A 23,236-nucleotide genomic window follows, 5' to 3' on the forward strand; every position below is an offset into this window, starting at 1 on the left:
CACGAGCCACCGACAGTCCCGTGCGCCGACACCCCGAGCTGCCCCGATCGTCCGGTATGCGCCGGACATCGGTCCCGTATCACCGCAGGTGACGTTGTCCAACCGGAGACGGACGGACTATCACCCGCCCTCATCCTCGCGTCGGATCCGGTGCGTCGGAGGTCCCGGCTAGGTTGGGTGCCATGACGACCCCAGTCGACCCCGGCCCGCCGGGCAGCGCCGGCCCGCAGGGCGCCCCGGAGCCGCCCCCGTACGACCCGTCGGCAGCGCTCAGCGTCCGCGGCCTCTGGAAGCGGTTCGGGCAGAAGATCGCCGTCTCCGGCGTCAGCCTGGACGTGCCACGCGGCTCGTTCTACGGCCTGGTCGGCCCCAACGGCGCGGGCAAGACCACCATGCTCTCGATGGCCACCGGCCTGCTGCGCCCGGACTTCGGTACCGCGTGGGTGCAGGGCGTGGACCTCTGGGCCCGCCCTGACGAGGCCAAGGCCACCCTCGGCGTCCTGCCCGACGGCGTCCGCCTCTTCGACCGCCTGACCGGCCGCCAGCTCCTCACGTACGCCGGGATGCTGCGCGGCATGGACAAGGCCACTGTCGTCGAGCGCACGAACGACCTGCTCCAGGCGTTCGACCTCGGCGCCGACGCCGACACGTTCGTCGTCGACTACTCCGCGGGCATGACCAAGAAGATCGCGCTGGGCAGCGCCATGATCCACGCCCCGCGCACCCTCGTCCTGGACGAGCCGTTCGAGGCGGTGGACCCGGTGAGCGCGGCCAACATCCGCGACATCCTCAAGGACTACGTGTCGGCCGGCGGCACCGTGATCGTCTCCAGCCACGTGATGGACCTGGTGCAGCGCATGTGCGACCACGTCGCGGTGATGGCGGCGGGGCAGGTCCTCGCCGCGGGCACCGTCGACGAGGTGCGCGGGGAGCAGAGCCTGGAGGACCGGTTCGTCGACCTCGTCGGCGGTCGCCAGCACTCGGAGGGGCTCTCATGGTTGCGCGGTTCCTGACCCTCAAGCTGACACTGATGGGCAACACGTTCCGCAAGAGCGTGTGGCAGACGATCGGCCTGGTCGTCGCCTCGCTGTACGCCCTCAGCATCGTCGGCCTGGTGGTCGTCGCCGTCGTGGGCCTCGGCGTGCTGCAGGACCCGGCGTGGGCCGGGCTGGCGATCACGCTCGGCGGGGCCCTGACCGTCCTGGGCTGGTGGATCATCCCGATCTTCGCCTTTGGCGTCGACGCCACCCTGGACCCGCACCGGTTCGCCACGTTCGCGATCCCCCGGCGCACCCTCGTGGCCGGGCTAGCCGTCGCGGGCCTGGTCTCCGTGCCCGGCATTGCGACCGTCCTGGTCGTCCTCGGCACCTCCTTCGCCTGGGTGCTGGAGCCGGGCACGCTGCTGGTGGCACTCGCCGGCGGGACGCTCGGCGTCGCGACCTGCGTCATCGGCTCCCGCGCCATCACCACGCTCCTGGCGCCCGTGCTCGAGTCCCGGCGCTACCGCGAGGTCGTCACGCTCGTGGCGCTCGTGCTGGTGGTGTCGATCGGCCCGATGATCGGCTGGCTCGCCAACGGCGTCGAGGTGTCCATGGAGGCGGACCCGGAGAGCAGCACCGGCATGCAGCTCCTACCCGTCTTCGAGCAGGCGGCCGGCTTCGTGGGGTGGACGCCGTTCGGCGCCGCCTGGGCGCTCGCGGGCACCGCGCACGACGGCGACTGGGCCGGTCTGGCGGGGCGGCTCGCCGTCGCGCTCGGCACCATCGCCCTGGGCTGGCTGGTCTGGGACCGCGCGCTGGGCCGCGCCCTGGAGCGCCCGCCCGTCGGCGACGGCGGCGGTGGCCGGGCGAAGGGCCTCGGTGCGTTCGGCCGGGTCCCGTTCTCGCCCACCTGGGCCGTGACGGCGCGGACCGCCACGTACTGGTTGCGCGACCCGCGCTACTCGGGATCGCTGGCGATCGTCCCGCTGCTGCCCGTGATCATGTACTTCTCCGGCCAGAGCACGGGCAACTACTTCCTGCTGCTCGCGACGGGGCCGTTCGTGGCCTGGATCCTCGGCTTCAGCATCTCCAACGACATCGCCTACGACAACACGGCGTTCGCGCTGCACGTCGCCTCCGGTGTCGACGGCCGGGCGGACCGGTGGGGCCGGGCCATCCCGATGCTCACCGTGGGGCCCGTGGTCAGCGCGGCCACCGTGATCGCGTCGGTCTGGGTGGCTGACGCCTGGCACCTCACGCTGCCGCTGCTGGGGCTGGCTCTCGGCTCGCTGCTGGTCAGCACGGCCGTGGCGTGCGCGGTCTCCGCCCGGCTCGTCTACCCGGTGGCCAAGCCGGGCGAGAGCCCGCTGAAGTCCCCGCAGGGCGCCGCCGTGGCCACCATGGTGTCGCAGGGCATCGGCTTCGTGATCACCCTCGGGCTGTCGGTCCCGGTGTTCGCGGTAGGGATCGCGGCCCTGGTGCTGGGCGGCGTGCTGTGGGGCGTCGCCACCCTGGTGGTCGGCGTCGTGTACGGCGTCGTGGTCCTGGTGCTGGCGGTGCGGTTCGGCGCCCGCGTGTACGACCGACGGCTGCCGGAGCTGCTGCAGCAGGTGCAGTCGTTCCCGTGACCGTACGGGGCGCGGCCCGCACGGGTCGCGCCCCGGCGGCCGAGTGTCAGAGGCTCGGCGTAGCGTCACCGGCATGAATCAGATCACAGGACGAGTCGACGGCATCGAGGGCGCCGACCTCCGCGGAGCCGTCGTGCGCCGAGCCGACATGAGCGGCGCCTCGTTCCGCGAGGTCGCCCTGAACGGCGTGCGGATGCGCGGCGTCGAGCTGGCCGGTGCCGACATCGACGGAGACATCTACGACCTGCGCATCAACGGCGTCGAGGTCGAGCCCCTGATCGAGGCGGAGCTGAACAAGCGGTACCCGGAGCGCGCCCTGCTCCAGGACCGTACGATCGCGGGGCTGCGCGCGGCTCTGGACGCCTACGAGCGCATGTGGCAGGCCACGGTCGAGCGCGTCGCGTCGATGCCGCCGGGCACGGTGGACGTCTCGGTCGACGACGAGTGGTCGTTCGCCCAGACCCTGCGGCATCTCGTGTTCTGCACGGACGGCTGGCTGCGCTGGGGCGCGCAGGGGCGGCGGGACGACGTGTTCTGGCCGGCCGGCATGCCGCACTCCGGGTTCGCCGCCGGGGCGCCGGACCTCGGGATCGACCCGGCCGCGGCGCCGTCGTACGACGAGGTGCTGGAGGTGCGCCGGGGCCGGCTGCGCGAGGTGCGGGAATACCTGGCCGGTGTCTCGCCGGAGCAGGCGGGCACCCCGGCCGAGCCGCCGCCCTGGATGGACCAGTCCGAGGCCTTCGTCGCGGCCCAGTGCGTGTGGGTGATCCTCACCGAGGAGTGGCAGCACCACCAGTACGCGACCCGGGACCTGGACCTGATCGACGCGGGCGCCGCTCCGTCCACGTAAACTTGCGCGACGTGGCTCTCACTATCGGCATCGTCGGCCTGCCCAACGTCGGCAAGTCCACCCTCTTCAACGCTCTGACCCGCAACCAGGTGCTCGCGGCGAACTACCCGTTCGCCACGATCGAGCCCAACGTCGGCGTGGTCTCGCTGCCCGACGAGCGGCTGAGCAAGCTGGCCGAGATCTTCGAGAGCCAGCGGATCCTGCCGGCGACGGTGTCGTTCGTCGATATCGCGGGCATCGTCAAGGGCGCCTCCGAGGGTGAGGGCCTGGGCAACAAGTTCCTCGCGAACATCCGCGAGGCCGACGCGATCTGCCAGGTCACACGTGCCTTCGACGACCCGGACGTGGTGCGGGTCGACGGCTCGCTCGACGCCCCCGGCGACATCGAGACGATCTCCACCGAGCTCATCCTGGCCGACCTCCAGACCCTCGAGAAGGCCCTGCCGAGGATGGAGAAGGAGGTCAAGATCAAGCGCGGCGACCCCGTCCTGTACGCGGCGGCCAAGAAGGCGCAGGAGATCCTCGACAGCGGCGTGACGCTCTACCAGGGCGCCGCCGACGCCGGCCTGGACCTCGCCGAGATCGCCAGCCTCCAGCTCATGACGGCCAAGCCGTTCATCTACGTCTTCAACACCGACGACGCCGGCCTGGCCGACACCGCCTCCCAGGAGGCGCTGCGCAAGGTCGTCGCGCCCGCGCAGGCGATCTTCCTGGACGCGAAGTTCGAGTCCGAGCTCGTCGAGCTCGAGCCCGACGAGGCCGCCGAGATGCTCGCGGAGACAGGCCAGGAGGAGTCCGGCCTGGACCAGCTCGCCCGCGTCGGCTTCGACACGCTCGGCCTGCAGACCTACCTCACCGCGGGCCCCAAGGAGTCGCGCGCCTGGACCATCCACCGCGGCTGGACGGCACCGCAGGCCGCCGGCGTGATCCACACCGACTTCGAGCGCGGCTTCATCAAGGCCGAGGTCATCTCGTTCGACGACCTCGTCGAGACCGGCTCGGTCGCCGCGGCGAAGGCGGCGGGCAAGGCCCGCATCGAGGGCAAGGACTACGTCATGCAGGACGGCGACGTGGTGGAGTTCCGCTTCAACGTCTAACAACCAGTGCCTCTGTCGCGTGAATTGGCTGGCGAGGAACTCCGGCGCAGAGGCAAGATCTGCGAGTGGCTGACCTGCTGTGGGACGAAGTCAAACCGTTCTTCGACCCCGATCTGATGGGTAGGTTGCCGGACTTGCTCGTTCCCGGGGCGTCGGTCCAGGACTGGCAGGCCGTCCTCGAGCTCATCGCCGAGCGCGGTTGGAAGCACCAGTACTTCGACGGGCAAGCGGTAGTACCGGTGCCACGGGCGGAAACCGTTCTGTCGCGTGCATCGGACGACGCGAGCCCAGACCTACAGGTCTGGGCTCGCCGCCGACGCATTGGCGATCTTCCGCTTCCACTCGGCGGACGAGATCGATTTTGACGTCGACCTGTGGGAACTCCAGGGGCAGGACCGCCTCGACCTGTTCTGCGAGTTCCTATCCGCGATCGGACGGCAAGTGGCGAAACCAGTGCTGATCAGCTCCGAAGGCGGCGACGGGCACCATCCCCTGCTCGGGTTCGACGTCGAGAGCGATCGGGTAGTGCTGTTGGCGGAGCCGTTCGAGAACACGGTCAGGAGGTGACCGACAAGGTCCAGCGCCGTGCGCGTTCGCGGCTGGTCATGATCAGCGGCCCGATCGCGTCCGGGAAGAGCACACTGGCTGTCGAACTGGTCCGGCTGCTACGGCTGGAGGGCTTCTCGGTGGCGCTCACCGACCTCGACACCGTCGCGGAGATGGCGCTGCCGACTCTTCCGGACTGGGACTGGGCTCATGGGATCCATGCACAGCTGGTCGGTGCCTGGCTGACGACTGACATCGACATCGTGGTCGACGAAGGCACGTCCAACCCGACCGAGGTGCAACAGGTCCTTGACCAGGTGCCCGAGGGCAACGACGTTTTCCACGTCGTGCTGACAGCGGACTTCGACGCCTCACTCGCTCGAGCGCGCGCAGATTCCGGACGCGGGGTGAGTAAGGATCCAGAGTTCCTCCGCGCGGAGCACGAGGCCTACTCGCATCATGTGGCGCACCTGCCGGGCGGCCTACGCCTGCACGTCGAGGGGCAGGAACCCGCAGGTTTGGCACGCCAGGTGTTCAACAGCCTGCTGCCGTGAAGACATCGCAGGTGGCGAGAGGTCGCGGGGCGACGCACCAAAACCACGCGCCACCATAGGCTGTCCCGATGGCAAGAGTGCGGGCTACCGCCGTCAGGTGGGAGTCAGACAACTTTCCCGGATTCATCGAGGCATCCGTCCGCGATGCCAGCGGCGAGGATCATCGCATCATCGACAAGGTTCCTGTTCTCACCACGCTGGATATCACCCCAGCGTCGAGTTTCCCCCTTGAGTTCTGGATCGAAGCAGATATCGAACTCGTCGAGACCAAAGGGGTAGTCCAGGTGACGTTCAAGCATGGGGTCCGTACGGCGAATGGCTTGGGAACGCTGGCTGTCTCGGCCGCTGACGTGACAACCGATTGACCCCGTCCGGTCCGGTCAGGCGGGCTCGGCGGCCGGCGCGAGCGTGGCAGCCAGCACCTGCCAACCCTCGTCCGAACGCAGCCAGAGACGCGTGTAGATCAGCCGTGCGGAGACCGCGGTGCCGCCCTGGATCGCCTCCACCGCGGCGACCAGCCGGGTCACCCCGCTCACGGCGTCCTCCCGGACGTCCAGCGACTCCTCCTCCAGGCGGGTGACCCGCAGTGAACCCGAGCGGTAGCTCTCCAGGTCGTCGTCCTTGGAGAACACGGACCCGTCCGGGCCGGTGCCGACGCACCGAGGGTGCAGCAACGCCTCCAGTGCGTTGACGTCGCCGGCCCGCTGGGCGGCTTGGAGCGCATGCTCCGCGGCAAGAAGACTCATCGCCCGAGTCTAGGCACCGGGACCGGACGATTGCGGGCATATCTCCCGCAAGCGAAATCACGACGGCCCCGTCGCGCTCCCCATGGACGGACGGCGGGGGCCGGACCACGCCTCGACGAGCGCAACCCGACCCCGGCCGAGCGTCGGTCAGTGCCGGGTGTTCACCGCCTCCAGCGTCTTCTTGTATCCCCGGAGCTCCCGCCACGTCGAGTCCTCGTCAAGCCGCGCGGTCTCTGCGGCAACCAGCAGATCGCCGACCGTGCCGCCCCCGCGAACCCTGTCCTCCAGGGCGACCGAGCCCGCGTTGACGTTGAGCCACACACTCAGCATCTGCCGGTCGAACGCATCGACCCGCTCGTCGTGGTGGCGCGGCCACAGCACCTGCACGGCGTCGTCCGGCGTGCTCAGGTCGACCACCTCGTCGAACACGTCGCTCTGCGCGCGCGTGCTCGACAGGAGGCACAGCAGCTCGTCGGTCGTGTGGTCGGGGTTCCTGACCTGCCGGAACTCCGACGTCCAGTATCCGGCGCCGCGCGTCACGGGCTCTGGCGCCGGCTCCGCGCCGCTCGGCGTGCCGTAGATCTCGAGCTCGTAGATCGAGAAGCCCCACTGCGTGGCGCGCTCGGTCGCGTAGAGGCGCACGTGCCGGCCCGTGCCCGAGAGGTCGATCTCGTCGAAGAAACCATCGCCGTCGGTGACGGAGTGCACCGTGGTCCAGGTCTCGCCGTCCGGCGAGGTCTGGATCTCGTACCCCGACGCGTACGCCGTCTCCCAGTCGATCACGACCCGGCTGAGGTCGTACTCGGCCCCGAGGTCCACCGCGATCCACTCCGGCTCGCTCCACTGGCTGCCCCACCGGGTGCCGGCATTGCCGTCCACCGCCATCTCGCCGGTGCGCGTGGGGTCGTCGATGCTGGACGTGGTCACCGGCCGGCCCAGCGCCAGCGACGGACCGTCGTTGGGCTCGCAGACGTCGCCCCCGCCGTCGGCCAGGTAGCAGCGCAGGTACCGGTAGGACTCCGCAGACGTCTCGAACGACGGCGCGTTGTCCCACTCGTAGGTGTAGTACTGCACGTACGGCTCGGCCGCGGCGATGATCGCGGGCAGGTCCATCTCGCCGCTGCCCAGGGCGACCTGCCGCATGTCGCCCTGGGCGTTGACGTTCACGGCGTCCTTGACGTGCAGGAGCTCGATGCGGTCCCCGTACTCCTCGATCCACGCGGGGACGTCGATGCCGGCGTCCGCGGCCCAGCCGACGTCGAGCTGGAACGTCACGTAGCGCGGGTCGGTGTTCTCCTCGATGACCTGCCAGGCGCTGACCATCTCGCCCGTCTCCGGGTCGGGGTAGCGCGTGGTGAACTCGCTCTGGTGGTTGTGCAGCACGATCTTGTTCGCGCCGTTCTCGTGCGCGTACCGGCCGAGCTGGTTGACGTATGCCGCGGTCGCGACGGCTTCCTCGTAGGTGCCGTAGTTGCCGGCCATCCCGCCGGTCCCGATGTAGTCCTGGCCCAGCGCGACGGCGTAGTCGACCGTGGCGGGCCATGTGTCCCAGTCGGTGCTGCCGTGGCTCGAGGACACCTCGAGGCCGTGGCGGTCGAGGATCGCCTTGTAGTCGTCGACGGGCATCGAGTAGGGCTGGCTGAACGGCTCGACGTTGGTGAACCCGGCGTCGGCCACCTCGCCGAGCACGCGGTCGATCGTCTCGGGGGTCGGTGTCCCGGACCCGAGCTCGCCGACATGGGTGTACAGCTGGATGGAGATCTTGGAGTCGGGGAGCCCGTCGTCCTCCCCGCAGGCTTGGGCCGCCGTGGTGGTCGGAGCGGCGGCTGCAAGGGCCGAGGGAGCGGCGACGGCCGGGGCCCCGGCGAGGGTGCCCGCGAGGAGCGCGCCGCCCGTCAGGGCCGTGGTGAGGCGACGGGCACGAGTCGAAGGTAGCGAGATCTGCATGGATGCTCCGATTGACGACTTTGTCGGTTGATAGCGACGACCATGCGACTTCTGCCGCTATACGTGCAAAAGTAGAATGGTGGTCGGCCGATGTGGTGTCAAGGGCGGAGCGAGTCCCGGCGCACAGGTCAGAGGGCGATCGATCGCTCCTGCTCGCCGGCGGGCAGCGTGAGGTCCGCCGCGCCGCCGCCCGCGCTGACCCGGAAGTCGCCCGCGAAGGCGTCGATCTCGAGCCGGCCGTGCTCGTCGGTGCGCGTGGTCGTCGGCGGCAGCCACCACGCGCCCTTGATCAGGCCCTTCAAGGCCTCGTACGCGGGCTTGGGCGTGCGGTCGGTGCGCACGAGCCCGCACGGAGCGCCCAGCCAGGCGCCCTCGTCGGTGATCCCCCAGTAGTTGACGGCCTGGACGGCGGGGTGCGCGACGAGCTGGCTGTAGTGGCGCACGATCTCCTCGGCCTGCCGGTCCTCGCCCTCGGGCGTCGACGGCCAGTGGTCGACGACGTAGTCGTTCAGGTCGGTGATCTCGGCCGGCATGAGGTCGCCGGACAGCAGCGTGTTCTCGGTGAGGTGCAGCGGCAGCCCGAAGCGGCTGAACCGGTCGAGCACGTCGGCGAAGTACTCCTCGCCCCGGTAGCCCTGGTGCATGTGCGACTGCAGCCCGAGCGCGTCGATCCGGATGCCGGCGTCGAGCACCTCCTCGACGAGCCGCTCGTAGTCGGGCGAGAGGTTGAAGTCGTTGAGCAGGAGCGAGACGGGCCGGCCGGCGTCCTGGGCGGCCTTCCGGGCGGTGTCGACCGCGAGGCGCACCATGCCGGTCCGGCCGAGGCGCTGCGCGAGGCGGGTGACCGCGTTGTCCTCCCGGTCGAACACCGGCATGATCACCACCTCGTTGATCGCGTCCCACGTGGGCACGACGTCGCCGAGCGTCGAGATCTCGCGCGTGATCCGGAGCCGGATCTCCCGCTCGACCTCCTCGTCGGAGAGGTCGAGCAGCCAGGTGGGCGCCATCGTGTGCCACAGCAGCGGGTGCCCCTTGACGGCGACGCCGCGTTCGGCGAACCACGCCGCGGTGCGGCGCAGCCGCTCGGTGTCGGGCTCGCCACGCACGGGCTCGAACCCGCGCCAGTAGAACGGGAGCGTCACCTGGTTGAACAGGTCGAGCCACAGCGGCGCGAGGGTGCGCGCGGCCTCGACCGACGCCCCGCCGAACGGCGAGGAGGGCGACGTCGTGCCGAGGTCGTCGGCCAGGCCGACGAAGTCAAAGCCGATGTTGCCGAACAGGAACACGTGCCCGGTCTGCTCGACGCGGACCTCCCGTCCCGCCAGGGGCCGGCCCGCGCCGTCGGTGACCGTGACGGTGGCCCGGGTGTGCCGGTGGGAGTAGCGAGGATCGGCGGTGATCGCGACGCGATGGTTCATGGAAAGTTTCCTTAACGGGAGTTCACGGGTGCGGGCAGGCTTGGCGCGGCGTCACTGCCGCGGGGCGGCCGTCGAGCGACGCTCGACGAGCGACGTGGCCAGCTCGGTGCGCAGGGCCGGCCTCAGCTCGTTGCGGGACATCTCGATGACGATGCGCGTCGCCTCGCGTCCCATCTCGAGCAGCGGCTGGCGCACCGTGGTCAGGTGCGGCGTGACCCACTGGCACAGCTCGACGTCGTCGAACCCGACGACGGACACGTCCGCCGGCACCGAGAGCCCGAGCTCCTCGGCGGCGAGGTAGACGCCGTAGGCCTGCTCGTCCGAGCCGGAGACGACGGCGGTCGGGCGGTCCGGGAGCGAGAGCAGCTCGTGACCGTGCTCGCGGCCGCCGCCGACCAGCGAGTCGCCGTGGCGGACCAGCAGCTCGTCGACGGGCAGGCCGTGCCGCTGCAGCGCGCTGCGGTAGCCGTCGAGGCGGTCGCGGTGCGCCTCCTCGTCCATCGGGCCGGTGATCACGGCGATCCGGGTGTGGCCCAGCGCGATGAGGTGCTCCGTCGCGTCGCGCCCGCCGGCCCAGTTCGTGGCGGCGACCGTCGGCAGCGACGGGGGAGCGGCGCCGATCGGGTCCACGAGCACCACGGGCATGCGCAGCCGGGACAGCTCGGACTCGACCGACTCGTGCACGTGCGCCGCCACCAGGACGACACCCTCCGAGCCGCGCTCGGCGAGGTGGTCGACCCAGGCCGCCGTGCCGAACGAGTCGCCGCTGGCGGTGGTGAGCACCAGGTCGAGACCCAGCCGGGCGGCCTCGGTCTGGGCGCCGCGCAGGAGGGTCGTGGCCCACTGGGTGTCGAGGGTCTCGACCACGAAGTCGACGAGGCCGCTCCCGGCGCCCGGGTGCGGCCGGCGCTGCTCGTAGCCGCGCTCGGCGAGCACCTCCTCCACCTGGCGGCGCGTGGCCGCGGAGACTCCCGGGCGGCCGTTGAGGACCTTCGAGACCGTGGGGGCCGAGACCCCGGCGGCCTCGGCGACCTCGGCGATCGTGACACCGCCGCGCCGCTCCTTCTTCCCCGCGCCGGCCTCGGGCCTCGTGGCCGTCCCTGTCATCTCGCGCCCCTCCTCGGTGTCGAACAACGTGCACGACGGGTGTTGACGCCGTCGTGGCACGAACCCTATCGTACCGGCAAGCGAAAGCCTTAAAGAAACTTTCGCGCCTCGCTGAGACCGCAGCGGTCGCGAGGACGAGGAAAGGATGCAGAGATGCAGACGTCGAAGAAGACGTTGTCCGGCCGTCGCGTCGGTGCTGTCGCGGCGGTGGCCACGGCGAGCCTCCTCCTGGCGGCGTGCACCCCGAGCGCGATGGGCGGCCAGGGCGGAGCCGTGAGCGGTGACGCGACCAAGGGCAGCATCACCTGGTGGGGCTGGACGCCCGACGCGAACAACGCGGAGAAGCTGATCGCGGCCTTCAACGAGGAGTACCCCGACATCGAGGTCGAGTTCGTCTCGAAGCCGATCGACAGCTACGACTCGGTGCTGTCGCCGGCGATCACGTCGTCTGACGGGCCGGACGTGTTCAATGTGGCGCCCGGTTCCGCGAACGGCGGCGTCGACACCTTCGGGCCCGGGGCGATCGACCTCACCCCGGCGGTGGAGAAGGCCCTCGGCGCCGACTGGGCGAGCAAGGTCTCCGAGCTCGGTGTCAGCGGCCTGACCGTGGACGACAAGCTGGTAGGGCTGTCCGCCGGAGCCGTCTACTCGGGCAACCTGTGGATCAACCAGGGGATCTTCGACGAGTACGGCCTGGAGCCCCCGACGGACCTCGCCTCCTGGAAGCAGGTGTGCGACACGCTCGAGGCGGCCGGCGAGGGCTGCTTCGTCCAGGGTGCCGGACAGTGGGCGTTCGACATGGACACCTTCGAGGCCATCGTCGAGAACATCGAGCCCGGGCTGTACCAGAAGGCCTCGCTCGGCGAGGCGTCGTACACCGAGGGCGACTCCGGCCAGAAGTTCACGCAGGCGATGGAGACCTGGAAGTCGCTGTTCGACGAGGGGATCATGCAGGACGGCGCGGTCGGCCTGCAGCAGTACCCCGACGCGAACAACGAGTTCATGCAGGGCAAGTACGCCATGATCATGATGGGCTCCTGGTACACCCAGTACGCCGTCAAGGACTCGATGGTCACCGCGATGGAGGCGGCCGGCGTGTCGGACCCCGAGCCGATCACCCTCGTCCCCGTGGACTTCCCGGACCTTGCCGGCACCGGCCAGGTGGGCAACATGTTCGGTGACGCGGACTACGGCCTCGCCGTCTCCGGCCGCTCGGACGACCAGGCGGCGGCCACCACGTTCGTCACCTGGCTCTCCACGTCGCAGGCCGGCCAGCAGTCCGTGGCGAACACGCTGAACAACATCCCCGCGCTGCAGGGCGTCACCCCTGACTGGGGCCAGATCGACCTCGTGGACCCGGAGGCACAGGCAGACGTGCTCTCCGCCTACAGCGAGCAGGCCGCGGCAGCCACGCAGCCGCGCTTCGCCTCCGTCAGCTCCGAGCTCAACACGGCCTTCCGCGACGCGCTGGTCGGCGTCGCCAGCGGGGACGTGTCGGTCCCGGACGCGCTCCAGACCCTCCAGGACGTCGTCGACGCGGAGTGAACGACCGGGTTGGGTCGGCCGACCCCTTGCGGCCGGCCCAACCCCTCCTCCTGGCACGAGCCGCCCGGCGCGGCGTCGTCCGACCCTCAACCCACCCGAAGGACAAGCAATGAGCCTCAGCGCAACGCTGCCTGACGCCGCGACACCCACCGGAGGCGCGCCCGCCGCGCGACCCCGCCGCCACGGGCTGAAGCCGACGGCCAACGGCCTGCCGTGGATCCTGCCCGCGGTCGTCGTGGTGGTCGGGCTGATCTACTTCTCGATCGGCTACACCGGCTACGTCTCCACCCTCGACTGGAACGGCTTCATCCTCACGGAGCCCGCGTTCCTGGGGCTCGCGAACTTCGCCGAGATGTTCGGTGACCCTGTCTTCTGGAAGGCGCTGGAGCACACGGCCGTCTTCTACGTGGTCACGTTCACCGTGCAGACGGCGCTCGGCTTCACGTTCGCGGCGCTCATGCACTCCCAGGTCTACCTGCGCGGGGTGTACAAGGTCGTGATCTTCGTGCCGACCGTGCTCGCCCCCGCCACGATGGCGCCCGTCTTCCGCCAGATCTTCGACGCGGACGGTCAGCTCAACACGTTCCTGAGGGCCGTCGGTCTCGACGGTCTCGCGCAGACCTGGCTGGCCGGGGGCGCCACCGCGATGGCCGTGGTCATGCTCGCCACGATCTGGCAGTGGACCGGGCTCACCTTCATCCTCTTCTACGCCGCCATGAGCCAGATCGACACCGAGGTGCTCGAGGCGGCCCGGATGGACGGCGCCGGCAACCTGCGGACCCTGTGGTCCGTCGTGTGGCCGATGTGCAAGGGCACCACGGTCGCGCTCGCGACCCTCGGCCTGATCGGCGCCCTGAAGACGTTCGACTGGCCGTACCTCATCACCAAGGGCGGCCCCAACTACGCGACCGAGTTCCTGGGCACGTACATCTACCACACGATGCTGTCGGAGAAGCGGTTCGGCTATGCCGCCGCGATCTCGGTCGCCCTCCTGGTCCTCGCACTCGCCTGCGGCGTCTTCATGTCGCTGCGCAACCGCCGAGAGGGAAGGGCCTGACCATGCTCGTGACACGTTCGCGCACCTCGAGGGTCGTGATCCAGGTCGTCGTGACCCTGCTGGCGCTGCCGTTCCTCGCGCCGCTGGTGGCGATGGTCCAGGGGTCGCTCGGCGGCCGCGGCCTCGGCAACTACGTCAAGGTCTGGGAGACGGGCGTCCTGCCCACCTACCTGCTCAACTCCGTGCTCATCTCGGTCTTCGCGATCCTCATCGTCTACGCCTGCACCATGCTCGCCGCGTTCGGGTTCTCCAAGCTACGCATCGCGGGCAAGGAGATCTGGTTCTGGGCGCTGCTCCTGGCGCTGACGATGCCCGAGGCGGTGCTGCTGACGCCGCTGTTCGTCACCGCGTCCGCCTTCGACATGTACAACCAGCTCGTCGCGGTGATCCTCCCGGTCGCCGCGCTGCAGATCCCGTTCACGGTGCTGCTGGCCCGCAACTTCTACGACGGCATCCCCTCGGAGCTCATGGAGGCCGCCCGCGTCGACGGCGCGAACATCTGGCAGGTCTTCTGGCAGGTGGTCCTGCCGCTCACCCGCCCGATCGCGGCCGCGATCGTCGTGCTCACGCTCATCTCGGCGTGGAACGCGTACCTGCTGCCGATGCTCATGCTCAACGACCCCGGCCGGCAGGTCCTCACGCTGCTCCCGTCGTACTTCGTCAGCCAGTACACGAACGACCAGACCGGGGTGCTCGCCGCGGCGGTCATCGCCGCCGTCCCCATGCTCGTCGCCTACCTCGCGCTCCAGAAGTACTTCGAGCGGGGCCTCGCGGCGGGTGCGCTCAAGTGAACACGGCTCGACCGAACACGGAGGAAACCCCCATGGGCCTGCTCGAAGGACGGCTCGCCGTCGTCACCGCGGGGACGGCCGGCATCGGCCTGGCCGTCGCGACCCGCTTCGTCGCGGAGGGCGCGACCGTCGTGGTGACCTCGCCGTCCGCCGCCTCGGTCGACGCGGCGGTCGCCCGGCTCGGGCCGCGGGCGGTCGGCGTCGTCGGCGACGCGTCGAGCGTCGCGGACCTGGAGCGGCTGGCGGACGCCGTCGGCCGGCTCGGCCAGCCGGTCGACGTGCTGCACGTCAACGCGGGCCGCGACGTCGAGCCCACGCCGGTGGCCGAGCTGACGCCGGAGAAGTTCGACGCCGTCGCGGGGCTGACCTTCCGGGGCGCGCTCTTCACGGTGCGGGCGCTGGCCGGGCACCTGGCCGACGGTGCGTCGATCGTGCTGACGTCGTCGATCGCCGGCACCAACGGCGGCCCCGGCCACGCCGTCTACAACGCGAGCAAGGCGGCCGTGCGGTCCCTGGCCCGCACGCTGACGGCTGAGCTCGGCCACCGCGGGATCCGCGCGAACGCGGTGAGCCCGGGACCGACCCGCACCGCGGGCTTCGACGCGTTCACCGGAGGGTCGGACGACGTCGAGGCGGCGGTCGTCGCGCAGATCCCGCTGCGCCGCGTCGGTCGTCCGGAGGAGGTCGCGGCCGCCGTGTGCTTCCTCGCGAGCGACGAGTCGAGCTTCGTCGCGGGCGTTGAGCTGACGGTCGACGGCGGCATGAGCCAGGTCTGACTCCCGTCCCGGACCGACGGACACCCCAGACGTATCAACGAAAGGACAGCACGGATGAGCAACCCCGCACGTTTCGCCGTCATCGGGAGCGGGTGGCGCGCGCAGTTCCACCTGCGCGTGGCCGCCGCCGACCCGGCCCGGCTCGAGGCGGTCGCCGTGATGGCGCGCGACCAGGCGAAGGCCGACGCGATCCATGCCCGCCACGGCGTGCCCGGTGTCACCTCGATCGACGACCTCCTCGCCCACGAGCCGGAGTTCGTGGTCGCCGACGTCTCGTGGCCCGCCATGCCCGGCATCCTCAAGGAGCTGAGCGCGCGCGGCGTCCGGGTGCTGGCGGAGACCCCGCCCGCTCCCGACCTGGCCGGGCTGCGCGACCTGTGGACCACCATCAAGGACGAGTCCCTCGTGCAGGTGGCCGAGCAGTACGTGCTGATGCCCGGCCACGCCGCGCGGCTGGCGGTGATCGCGGGCGGCGTCATCGGTACGCCGCAGGCCGTCGAGGTCGCCTCGACGCACCTGTACCACGCGACCTCCCTGATCCGCGCTTTCCTCGCGGTGGGGACGGAGCGGGCGGTCGTGTCCGGGCGGTCCTTCGAGACCCGGATGGCGCTGCCGCTCGGGTTCGACGGCTGGAACACCGCCCCGCGGCCCGAGGTGCAGACCTCGACCTACGCGACGCTCGACTTCGGCGACGGGCGCGTGGGCGTCTACGACTTCATGAACATGCAGTGGTGGAACCCGCTGCTCGCGCGCCGCGTCGTGGTGCGCGGCACCTTGGGCGAGCTGGTGGACGACACCGTGACCTCGTGGGACGGCCACGACCCGGTCACGTCGCGGATCGAGTACCGCCGGACCGGCGTCGACATGAACCTCGAGGGCAACGAGGTCGTCCACGCCTCGTTCAACGGCTCGGTGGTGTGGCGCAACTCCTGGGTGGGCACCCGCCTCTCGGAGGACGACCTGGCCGTCGCCGACCACCTGGTCGCCGTCGGGGCGTGGGCGCGCGGCGAGGCCGAGGGCCCCTACTCGCTCGCCGCTGCCTGCCAGGACCACGCGCTCGGTCTCGCGATCGAGGAGTCGGCGCGGACGCACCAGGACGTCGTCGTCGAGGGCGAGCCGTGGGCATGAGCGCGCCGGTGCCCGTGGGCGGGCTGATCCAGGTGGCGCTCGTCGTCGAGGACATCGAGGCGTCCCTCGACCGCTGGTGCGCGCTGTTCGACATCGAGCGGCCGGACGTCGTCACGATGGGCCGCCCCAACCACGACGAGACCTACCGGGGGCAGCCGGCCGACTACCGGCTGCGGCTCGCCGTGATCAGGGTTCCCGGGAGCCAGGTCGTCATCGAGCTCAACGAGCCCGACGCCAACCCGTCGACCTTCCGCGAGTTCCTGACCGAGCACGGTGAGGGCGTCCATCATCTCGGCTTCGCCGTCGGCGACGCCCGCGACGCGGTCGTGGCGGGCCTCGGGACGGCGGGTTTCGCCAAGCGCGTCGAGGCCAACTACCCGGGCGGTTCGTGGACGGTGATGGACACCGAGGCCGCGCTCGGCGTCAACCTCAACATCAAGCCGCACGCCTGATGTTCGTCGACACCCACGTACACCTCTGGGACCGGCGCGAGCGCGACCTCGGGTACGGGTGGCTGGACGGCGACGACTTCCCCTTCGGAGACCTCGTCGCCGTCCGCACCGCCCGCTTCTCGGTGCCCGAGCTGCGGGCGGAGGGGCGCCTGGCGGGCCTCACCAAGGTGGTGCACATGAGTGCCGCGTCCACCGCCGCCGACCCCGTCGCGGAGACCGCCTGGCTCCAGCGGCTGGCCGACGAGACGGGCTGGCCCGACGCCGCCGTCGTGACCTGCGGCCTCGCCGCTCCCGACGTCGCCGAGCAGCTCGCCCGGCACGCCGCCCACCGCATCTTCCGGGGCGTGCGCGACCTGGGGCCTACCGCGCGGTTCGCCGACCCCGCCTTCCGGCGCGGCTACGCCGAGCTGGGCCGGGTGGGCGGCCTGTTCTTCCACACCGTCGGACTGACAGGCACGGCGTCGGCGCTCGACCTCGTGCGCTCCAGCCCGGGGACCGTGTTCGTGCTGGACCAGGCGGGCATGCCCCCGGACCGCGGCGTCGACACGTTCGAGGCGTGGCAGGCCATGTTGCGGGCGCTCGCGGCGGAACCGAACACGTTCTGCAAGGTCTCGTCGCTGGGCATGGTCGACCCGGTGTGGACCCCGGCGTCGCGCAGGCCGTGGGTGCTCGCACCCATCGAGGCGTTCGGCGCCGACCGGGTGTTCCTGGGCACGAACTGGCCGGTCGAGCGGATGTACTCCAGCTACACCGACGTGGTCGAGGCGTATCGGCACGCGGTTCGGGACCTCACGCCCGCGGAGCGGGCCGCCGTGCTCGCGGGCACCGCGGAGCGGGTGTTCAGGATCTAGGCTTCGTGCGGTCGCGGTCGCGGACGCGGACGCGGACGGGCGACCGAGACGATCCGTCCACTGGAACCACGAACGGGAGAGAGATCCATGGGCACCTGGGGTCCGGGAAACTTCGACGACGACACGGCTGCGGACCACCTGTCGCGGCTCTCCGACCAGCTCGTCACCGAGGTGGCCGAGGCCATGTCCGGCGACCCGGTGCGCATCGAGCCCGACGAGTACTGGGGCGTGGCCGTCCCGGCAAACCTCGAGCTCCTGGCGGTGCTCGCCCGGCTCGACTACGTGGGCGTCCTGCTGCCGGAAGTGGCGACCATCGAGGCGTGGAAGAGCACGTTCCTGGAGACATGGGAGAGCACGGTCGACGGCCTCGGTCCCTCGGAGTCGTTCAAGGAGGCCCGGCGCTCGGTCCTGGTCCGTACCTTCGACGACCTCGTCGAGCTCCGGAAGGCGGAGGACGCGGGCTGACCGCGCGAGACCCGCTGGTGAGCGCGCGGGGACGAGAAGTGTTCACCCCGCTCTTACCCTGAGGAACCCACGCCGCTCTATCGTCGGTGGATGGACCGCCCGACCAGGCGGTCCGACCAGGCGCGGCGCAGCTGCTGCCGTCCGAGCGCAGGAGAACCATGAGCACCGAGCAGGACGGCGCCGGCCCGGCCGACGCCTCCCCGCGTGACCTGATCCCGTTCCGGACCGCGGTGCGGGCCTGGTTCGCGATCTCCTGGCAGACGTTCGGCGGCCCGGCCGGCCAGATCGCCGTCATGCAGCGCACCCTGGTGGACGAGAAACGCTGGATCGGGCAGGGCAGGTTCCTGCACGCCCTGAACTACTGCATGCTCCTGCCGGGACCCGAGGCGCAGCAGCTCGCCGTCTACACCGGCTGGCTGCTCAACGGGTGGCGCGGCGGCCTGGTCGCCGGGGGCCTGTTCGTGCTGCCCGGGATGCTCGCCCTGCTGCTCCTGTCCGCGGTCTACGTCGCGTTCGGCGACACGACCGTCGTGGCGGGGCTGTTCGCCGGCCTGGCACCGGCGGTGCTGGCCATCGTGGTCCAGGCCGTGCTCCGGGTCGGACGGCGCGCCCTGACCAGCCCCGCCCTGATCGTCCTCGCGGTGGCCGCGTTCGTTGCCCTGACGCTGTTCGCGGTCCCGTTCCCGCTGGTCGTGCTCGGTGCGGGCGTGGCGGGGTGGCTCGTGCACCGCTTCGCCCCGTCCTGGATCGCGACGTCGACCGCCCGGGTCCAGGACGACGGCCCGGCACCCGTGATCCCGGACGACACCCTGCACGCCGAGCGCCCGTCGGGTCGCCGGGCCCTGCGCGTGCTGCTGCTGGGCCTGCTCGCCTGGTCCCTGCCCGTCGCCGCGGTCGCCCTGCTGACCGGTGTCGACAGCGTGTTCACCCAGCAGGGCCTGTTCTTCTCGGGCAGCGCCCTGGTGACGTTCGGCGGGGCGTACGCCGTGCTGGCCTACGTGGCGCAGCAGGCGGTGCAGACCTACGCCTGGGTGACGCCGGGGGAGATGACACGCGGCCTGGCGCTGGCCGAGACCACGCCGGGGCCGCTGATCATGGTGGTGCAGTTCGTCGCGTTCCTCGGCGCCTACCGCAACCCCGGCGACCTCGACCCGTGGGCCGCCGCGCTGCTCGGCGCGCTGCTGACCACCTGGGTCACGTTCGTGCCCTCGTTCCTGTTCATCTTTCTCGGCGCGCCCTACGTGGAGCGGCTGCGCGGCAACCGCACCCTGTCCGCGGCGCTCACCGCGATCACGGCCGCGGTGGTCGGCGTCATCGCCAACCTCGCCCTCTACTTCACCACCCACACCCTGTTCGCCGAGTCGACCACCTGGACCGCCGGCCCCTTGAGCCTCGACGTCCCCGATCCGACGACGCTGGAGCCGGTCGCCCTCGGCATCGCCGTCCTGGCCGCGCTCCTGCTCTTCGTGGTCCGCTGGTCGGTGCTGCGGACCCTCGGCGTGTGCGCGGTGCTCGGCCTGGCGCTGGGGCTGGCCGGGCTGGTCTGACCGTCCCGGCCTCGTCTCAGGCCGTCGCCTCGGTGAGCAGCGCCCCGAGCCGGTTCAGCGCGCCCGGCACCACCGAGTAGTAGGCCCACTTGCCGCGCTGCTCGCGGGTGAGCAGACCGGCGTCGACCAGCAGCTTGAGGTGGTGGCTCACCGTGGGCTGCGACAGGCCGACCGGTTCGGTCAGGTCGCAGACGCACGCCTCGCCGCCGTCGTGCGCCGCGACGATCGACAGCAGGCGCACCCGCGTGGGATCACCGAGGGCCTTGAACACCCGGGCCAGCTCGGCGGCGGTCTGCGGGTCCGCGGCCTCGCGCACGAGGGGTGCGCAGCAGGCGCCCGACGCCGTGTCCGGGCTGGTGCGCGACGTGTCCGTCAGGGTGAGAGCGGTGACCATGCCCCCCATCTTGCCACGCATCGAAGATTATGGATATGTTGCACAGGTCATCCCATCGAGAAACTTCGATCTGAGAAGGAGTGGGTCATGTCCGAGACGTCCCGCGAGAACCTGCCCGTCGTCGTCATCGGCGCCGGGCCGGTCGGCCTCGCCGCCGCGGCGCACCTGCTGGAACGCGGCCTGGAGCCGCTCGTGCTGGAGGCCGGCGACGGCCCCGGCGCCGCCGTCGCCTCGTGGGGCCACGTGCGCCTCTTCTCCCCGTGGCGGTACGACGTCGACGCCGCCGCCCGTCGGCTGCTGACGGGGACGGGCTGGGCCGAGCCCAACCCGGACGCCCTGCCCACCGGCCGCGACCTGGTGGAGGACTACCTGACGCCGCTGGCCGACGCCCTCGGCGACCGCGTCCGCTACGGCGCCCGCGTCACCGGCGTCGCGCGGGACGGGGCGGACCGGTCCCGGTCGCTGGGCCGCGAGCGCCGGCCCTACCTGGTGCGGTACGCGGCGGACGGACAGGTCCGGGAGGTCCAGGCGCGTGCGGTGATCGACGCCTCGGGCACCTTCGGGACGCCGAACCCGCTCGGACTGTCGGGTCTCCCGGCGATCGGCGAGGAGTCGGCGGACGGCCACCTGACCGGCGCCCTGCCCGACGTGCTCGGTGCCGACCGGGAGCGGTTCGCCGGGCAGACCACCCTGGTCGTGGGCATGGGTCACTCGGCCGCGAACACGCTGCTCGGCCTGGTCGAGCTGGCCAAGGAGGAGCCCGCCACCCGCATCGTGTGGGCCATCCGCGGTGGGTCGGCACGCCGCTTGTACGGCGGCGGGTCGGACGACGAGCTGCCCGCCCGCGGCCTGCTCGGCACCCGGCTGCGCGACGCGGTCGAGGCCGGACACCTCGAGCTTCGCACGCGGGTGGCGATCGAGCGGATCGAGTCCGAGGAGCCGGGCGGCGTCCGGGTGCTGGGTACAGCGCGTACGGACGGCGTCGACGGCGCCCTGGACCTGCGCGTGGACACGATCGTCAACGCCACCGGGTTCCGGCCCGACCTGGGCATGCTGCGCGAGGTGCGCCTCGACCTGGACCCCGTCGTCGAGGCGCCGCGCGCCATCGCGCCCCTGATCGACCCCAACCTGCACTCCTGCGGCACCGTGCCCGCGCACGGCGAGACGGAGCTGGCTCACCCCGACGACGGGTTCTACCTGGTCGGCATGAAGTCCTACGGCCGTGCGCCCACGTTCCTGCTGGCCACCGGGTACGAGCAGGTGCGGTCCGTGGTCGCGGCGCTGGCCGGGGACCGGGAGGCGGCCGACGCCGTCGAGCTGAACCTGCCGCAGACCGGCGTCTGCTCCTCGGACCTGGCGTTCGCCGCGGACGCCGACGGCGTGGTCTCCTCGGAGGCCCTCGCGCTGGTGGGCGGCACGGGCGGCGGATGCTGCGCGGCGCCGTCGGGCCCGCAGGTGGTGCCGCTTGGCCTGGGCGCGCCGCGCGAGCCCGCCCAGCCCGAGCCGGCCCAGGCCTGACCTACGCCGTCACGCGACGGGATCGACGCCGAGCTGCGCCAGCAGGCCGCGCACGCGGCGCTCGATCTCGTCGCGGATGGGCCGCACCGCCTCGATGCCCTGGCCGGCCGGGTCGTCGAGCTCCCAGTCCTGGTAGTCCTTGCCGGGGTAGTAGGGGCACGCGTCCCCGCAGCCCATGGTGATGACGACGTCGGAGGCCCGCACGGCCTCGTCCGTCAGCACCTTGGGCTGCTCGGCGCGGAGGTCGATGCCGCGCTCCAGCATGGCGTCGACGGCGACGGGGTTGATCAGCTGGGCGGGCATGGAACCCGCCGAATGCACCTCGACGGCGCCGCCCGACAGCTCGCGCAGGAACCCCGCGGCCATCTGGGAGCGACCCGCGTTGTGCACGCAGACGAACAGGGCGGACGGCTTGCTGGACTCGGTACTGTTCATGAGGTTCTCCGGCTCCATGGGTGGGTCAGGCGGCCAGGGGTGCCAGGTCCGCGAGGAGGGCGCGCACGCGCTCGTCGAGCTCGTCGCGGATCGCGGCGACGCCGGCGGGGGAGGCGAGGGCGGGGTCGCCCACCATCCAGTCCTCGTACCGGGTGCCGGGCAGCACCGGGCAGACGTCGCCGCAGCCCATGGTCACCACGACGTCGGCCGCGCGGACCGCGTCGTCGGTCAGGGGCTTGGGGTAGAAGCGGGTCACGTCGTCCACCTCGTCGGCCGCCGTGGCGTCGCCCAGCTCCGCCAGGAGCCCGCGGACCCCGGCGTGCACGTCGGCGGCGGGCGCCGAACCGGCGGAGCGGACCACCACCCGGTCGCCCGCGTAGTGCCGCATGAGGGCGGCGGCGAGCTGGGAGCGCCCGGCGTTGGCCACGCAGACGAACAGCACCTGCGGGCGCCGCGTGCCGTCCGCGCCGGTCTCCCGCGCGTGCGCCTGCTCCGCGTCGGCGATCCGCTGGCGGGCGAAGTGCTCGGTGAGCGGCACGAGGTCGCCCGCCTCGCCGCCCCGGCGGGCCAGGGCCACGTACGACTCACGGACCACTCGCACGCACTCTCCGCGCGGCGTCGCCGGGAACTGCCCGGCCAGCGCGGCGGCCAGGCGGTCGAGGGCCGGCTCGACGTTCTTCAGCGCGGTCGCGTGCGCCCGGCCCGCCACGTCGACCGCCGCCGGGGCGAACCGGTCCAGCAGGGTGTGCACGGCGCCGCGGTAGGCCGGCTCGATGCGGTACCAGACGGAGGTGCCCCGCCGGTCCGCGCTCAGCAGGCCGACGTCGCGCAGCACCTTGAGGTGGTGGGACACCGTGGGCTGCGACACGTCGGTGAGCGTGGCGAGTTCACCCACGGTGAGCTCGCCGTCCGGGCTGGTTGCGACGGCCGACAGCATGCGCAGCCGCAGCGGCTCGGCCAGGGCCTTCAGCGTGGACGCCACGGCGGTTGCGGCGTCCACGCCGATCGCGTGCGACTCCAGGCCGCGGGAGGCTGACGGCGTGGACACTGTCATCGCGGTCCTCCTGCTGTATTTACGTATGTCTATGTTGACGTCCATCAATATAGCAGGCTGCCGGCCGCGACCGGCAGCGAGAGAACCTGGCGATCTTCGACGTCGCACTCACCGACGACGAGGTCGCCCGGATCACTGCCGTGGGCCGCCTGGGGCCGGGTCATCTGATGGATGCTCAGCACGAGCTCCCACATGGGGTCCAGCCGGCCGCCCACGCGGGTGCGCATCGGGTCGACGGAGGAGAAGTGAATGCGAAGCACAGGTCCCCCTCGGACCGTTCCAGCTCTCACACCGGCGCGGCCGGCGCTCTGGAGAGAGGCGTCGGGATGCTTCGTGGTTACGTCGTCGTC

25 protein-coding genes are annotated in these 23,236 nt (G+C 71.4%); 17 read left to right on the forward strand and 8 right to left on the reverse strand.

Going from position 1 to position 23,236, the window contains the following annotated elements:
* Positions 1-182: 182 nt before the first annotated feature.
* The 7 genes from ACZ7LE_RS06335 to ACZ7LE_RS06365 all read left to right on the forward strand — a co-directional run bounded on the left by ACZ7LE_RS06335 (position 183) and on the right by ACZ7LE_RS06365 (position 6,020).
* On the forward strand, positions 183-1,013 hold the full coding sequence (locus ACZ7LE_RS06335; RefSeq protein WP_470402457.1) for an ABC transporter ATP-binding protein: 831 nt from the start codon (positions 183-185) through the stop codon (positions 1,011-1,013).
* Complete coding sequence (locus ACZ7LE_RS06340; protein WP_470402458.1) at positions 995-2,608, forward strand: hypothetical protein; 1,614 nt, start codon at positions 995-997, stop codon at positions 2,606-2,608. Before ACZ7LE_RS06335 ends, ACZ7LE_RS06340 begins: the two co-directional genes overlap by 19 nt.
* A gap of 73 nt (positions 2,609-2,681) precedes the next feature.
* Positions 2,682-3,458, forward strand: a complete 777-nt coding sequence (locus ACZ7LE_RS06345) for a DinB family protein (protein WP_470402459.1) — start codon at positions 2,682-2,684, stop codon at positions 3,456-3,458.
* A gap of 11 nt (positions 3,459-3,469) precedes the next feature.
* Positions 3,470-4,555 (forward strand): redox-regulated ATPase YchF, encoded by a 1,086-nt coding sequence (gene ychF, locus ACZ7LE_RS06350; protein ID WP_470402460.1) that lies wholly within the window; start codon positions 3,470-3,472, stop codon positions 4,553-4,555.
* A 267-nt stretch (positions 4,556-4,822) separates the two neighbouring features.
* Positions 4,823-5,122 carry a hypothetical protein gene (locus ACZ7LE_RS06355; RefSeq protein ID WP_470402461.1) on the forward strand — a complete coding sequence of 100 codons (300 nt, stop codon included), beginning with the start codon at positions 4,823-4,825 and terminating at the stop codon, positions 5,120-5,122.
* On the forward strand, positions 5,119-5,655 hold the full coding sequence (locus ACZ7LE_RS06360; RefSeq protein WP_470402462.1) for an AAA family ATPase: 537 nt from the start codon (positions 5,119-5,121) through the stop codon (positions 5,653-5,655). The genes ACZ7LE_RS06355 and ACZ7LE_RS06360 overlap by 4 nt, the downstream gene beginning before the upstream one ends.
* 68 nt (positions 5,656-5,723) lie before the next feature.
* Complete coding sequence (locus tag ACZ7LE_RS06365; protein WP_470402463.1) at positions 5,724-6,020, forward strand: hypothetical protein; 297 nt, start codon at positions 5,724-5,726, stop codon at positions 6,018-6,020.
* Between the two features lie 15 nt (positions 6,021-6,035).
* Here ACZ7LE_RS06365 and ACZ7LE_RS06370 read toward each other — a convergent pair whose 3' ends face one another.
* The 4 genes from ACZ7LE_RS06370 to ACZ7LE_RS06385 form a co-directional block, all read right to left on the reverse strand.
* Entirely contained in the window at positions 6,036-6,401 is a 366-nt protein-coding gene (locus ACZ7LE_RS06370) for a nuclear transport factor 2 family protein (protein WP_470402464.1), read from the reverse strand.
* A gap of 147 nt (positions 6,402-6,548) precedes the next feature.
* Positions 6,549-8,348 (reverse strand): galactose-binding domain-containing protein, encoded by a 1,800-nt coding sequence (locus ACZ7LE_RS06375; protein ID WP_470402465.1) that lies wholly within the window; start codon positions 8,346-8,348, stop codon positions 6,549-6,551.
* 128 nt (positions 8,349-8,476) lie between these two features.
* Entirely contained in the window at positions 8,477-9,766 is a 1,290-nt protein-coding gene (locus ACZ7LE_RS06380) for an endo-1,4-beta-xylanase (protein WP_470402466.1), read from the reverse strand.
* A 51-nt stretch (positions 9,767-9,817) separates the two neighbouring features.
* Complete coding sequence (locus tag ACZ7LE_RS06385) at positions 9,818-10,873, reverse strand: LacI family DNA-binding transcriptional regulator (RefSeq protein ID WP_470402467.1); 1,056 nt, start codon at positions 10,871-10,873, stop codon at positions 9,818-9,820.
* Positions 10,874-11,026: 153 nt separating this feature from the next.
* Between ACZ7LE_RS06385 and ACZ7LE_RS06390 the strand changes: the two genes are divergently transcribed.
* From ACZ7LE_RS06390 to chrA, 9 genes are all read left to right on the forward strand, one after another.
* A complete protein-coding gene (locus tag ACZ7LE_RS06390; RefSeq protein ID WP_470402468.1) occupies positions 11,027-12,418 on the forward strand; it encodes an ABC transporter substrate-binding protein in 1,392 nt (463 codons plus the stop codon).
* A gap of 109 nt (positions 12,419-12,527) precedes the next feature.
* A complete protein-coding gene (locus tag ACZ7LE_RS06395) occupies positions 12,528-13,475 on the forward strand; it encodes a carbohydrate ABC transporter permease (RefSeq protein WP_470402469.1) in 948 nt (315 codons plus the stop codon).
* Positions 13,476-13,477: 2 nt separating this feature from the next.
* Positions 13,478-14,266: a carbohydrate ABC transporter permease gene (locus ACZ7LE_RS06400; protein WP_470402470.1), complete on the forward strand. Its 789-nt coding sequence runs from the start codon at positions 13,478-13,480 to the stop codon at positions 14,264-14,266.
* 32 nt (positions 14,267-14,298) lie between these two features.
* Entirely contained in the window at positions 14,299-15,042 is a 744-nt protein-coding gene (locus tag ACZ7LE_RS06405) for an SDR family NAD(P)-dependent oxidoreductase (RefSeq protein ID WP_470402471.1), read from the forward strand.
* 54 nt (positions 15,043-15,096) lie between these two features.
* Positions 15,097-16,170: a Gfo/Idh/MocA family protein gene (locus ACZ7LE_RS06410; protein WP_470402472.1), complete on the forward strand. Its 1,074-nt coding sequence runs from the start codon at positions 15,097-15,099 to the stop codon at positions 16,168-16,170.
* On the forward strand, positions 16,167-16,622 hold the full coding sequence (locus tag ACZ7LE_RS06415; RefSeq protein WP_470402473.1) for a VOC family protein: 456 nt from the start codon (positions 16,167-16,169) through the stop codon (positions 16,620-16,622). Before ACZ7LE_RS06410 ends, ACZ7LE_RS06415 begins: the two co-directional genes overlap by 4 nt.
* The gene (locus ACZ7LE_RS06420; RefSeq protein ID WP_470402474.1) at positions 16,622-17,473 is read left to right on the forward strand and encodes an amidohydrolase family protein; all 852 of its coding nucleotides are present in this window, start codon (positions 16,622-16,624) and stop codon (positions 17,471-17,473) included. The genes ACZ7LE_RS06415 and ACZ7LE_RS06420 overlap by 1 nt, the downstream gene beginning before the upstream one ends.
* Positions 17,474-17,560: 87 nt before the next feature.
* Positions 17,561-17,938 carry a DUF4259 domain-containing protein gene (locus ACZ7LE_RS06425; RefSeq protein ID WP_470402475.1) on the forward strand — a complete coding sequence of 126 codons (378 nt, stop codon included), beginning with the start codon at positions 17,561-17,563 and terminating at the stop codon, positions 17,936-17,938.
* A gap of 158 nt (positions 17,939-18,096) precedes the next feature.
* A complete protein-coding gene (chrA, locus tag ACZ7LE_RS06430; RefSeq protein WP_470402476.1) occupies positions 18,097-19,485 on the forward strand; it encodes a chromate efflux transporter in 1,389 nt (462 codons plus the stop codon).
* A 16-nt stretch (positions 19,486-19,501) separates the two neighbouring features.
* Here chrA and ACZ7LE_RS06435 read toward each other — a convergent pair whose 3' ends face one another.
* Entirely contained in the window at positions 19,502-19,879 is a 378-nt protein-coding gene (locus ACZ7LE_RS06435; RefSeq protein WP_470402477.1) for an ArsR/SmtB family transcription factor, read from the reverse strand.
* 87 nt (positions 19,880-19,966) lie between these two features.
* Here ACZ7LE_RS06435 and ACZ7LE_RS06440 point away from each other — a divergent pair, with 87 nt between their 5' ends.
* The gene (locus ACZ7LE_RS06440; protein ID WP_470402478.1) at positions 19,967-21,397 is read left to right on the forward strand and encodes an FAD-dependent oxidoreductase; all 1,431 of its coding nucleotides are present in this window, start codon (positions 19,967-19,969) and stop codon (positions 21,395-21,397) included.
* A gap of 9 nt (positions 21,398-21,406) precedes the next feature.
* Here ACZ7LE_RS06440 and ACZ7LE_RS06445 read toward each other — a convergent pair whose 3' ends face one another.
* Genes ACZ7LE_RS06445 through ACZ7LE_RS06455 form a run of 3 tightly spaced genes read right to left on the reverse strand, consistent with a single transcriptional unit; the run spans position 21,407 to position 23,146 of the window.
* The gene (locus ACZ7LE_RS06445) at positions 21,407-21,832 is read right to left on the reverse strand and encodes an arsenate reductase ArsC (RefSeq protein WP_470402479.1); all 426 of its coding nucleotides are present in this window, start codon (positions 21,830-21,832) and stop codon (positions 21,407-21,409) included.
* Between the two features lie 25 nt (positions 21,833-21,857).
* Positions 21,858-22,886 carry a metalloregulator ArsR/SmtB family transcription factor gene (locus ACZ7LE_RS06450; RefSeq protein ID WP_470402480.1) on the reverse strand — a complete coding sequence of 343 codons (1,029 nt, stop codon included), beginning with the start codon at positions 22,884-22,886 and terminating at the stop codon, positions 21,858-21,860.
* 44 nt (positions 22,887-22,930) lie between these two features.
* The gene (locus ACZ7LE_RS06455) at positions 22,931-23,146 is read right to left on the reverse strand and encodes a hypothetical protein (RefSeq protein ID WP_470402481.1); all 216 of its coding nucleotides are present in this window, start codon (positions 23,144-23,146) and stop codon (positions 22,931-22,933) included.
* Positions 23,147-23,236 lie beyond the last annotated feature (90 nt).

The organism is Promicromonospora sp. NPDC110617 (assembly GCF_055598465.1).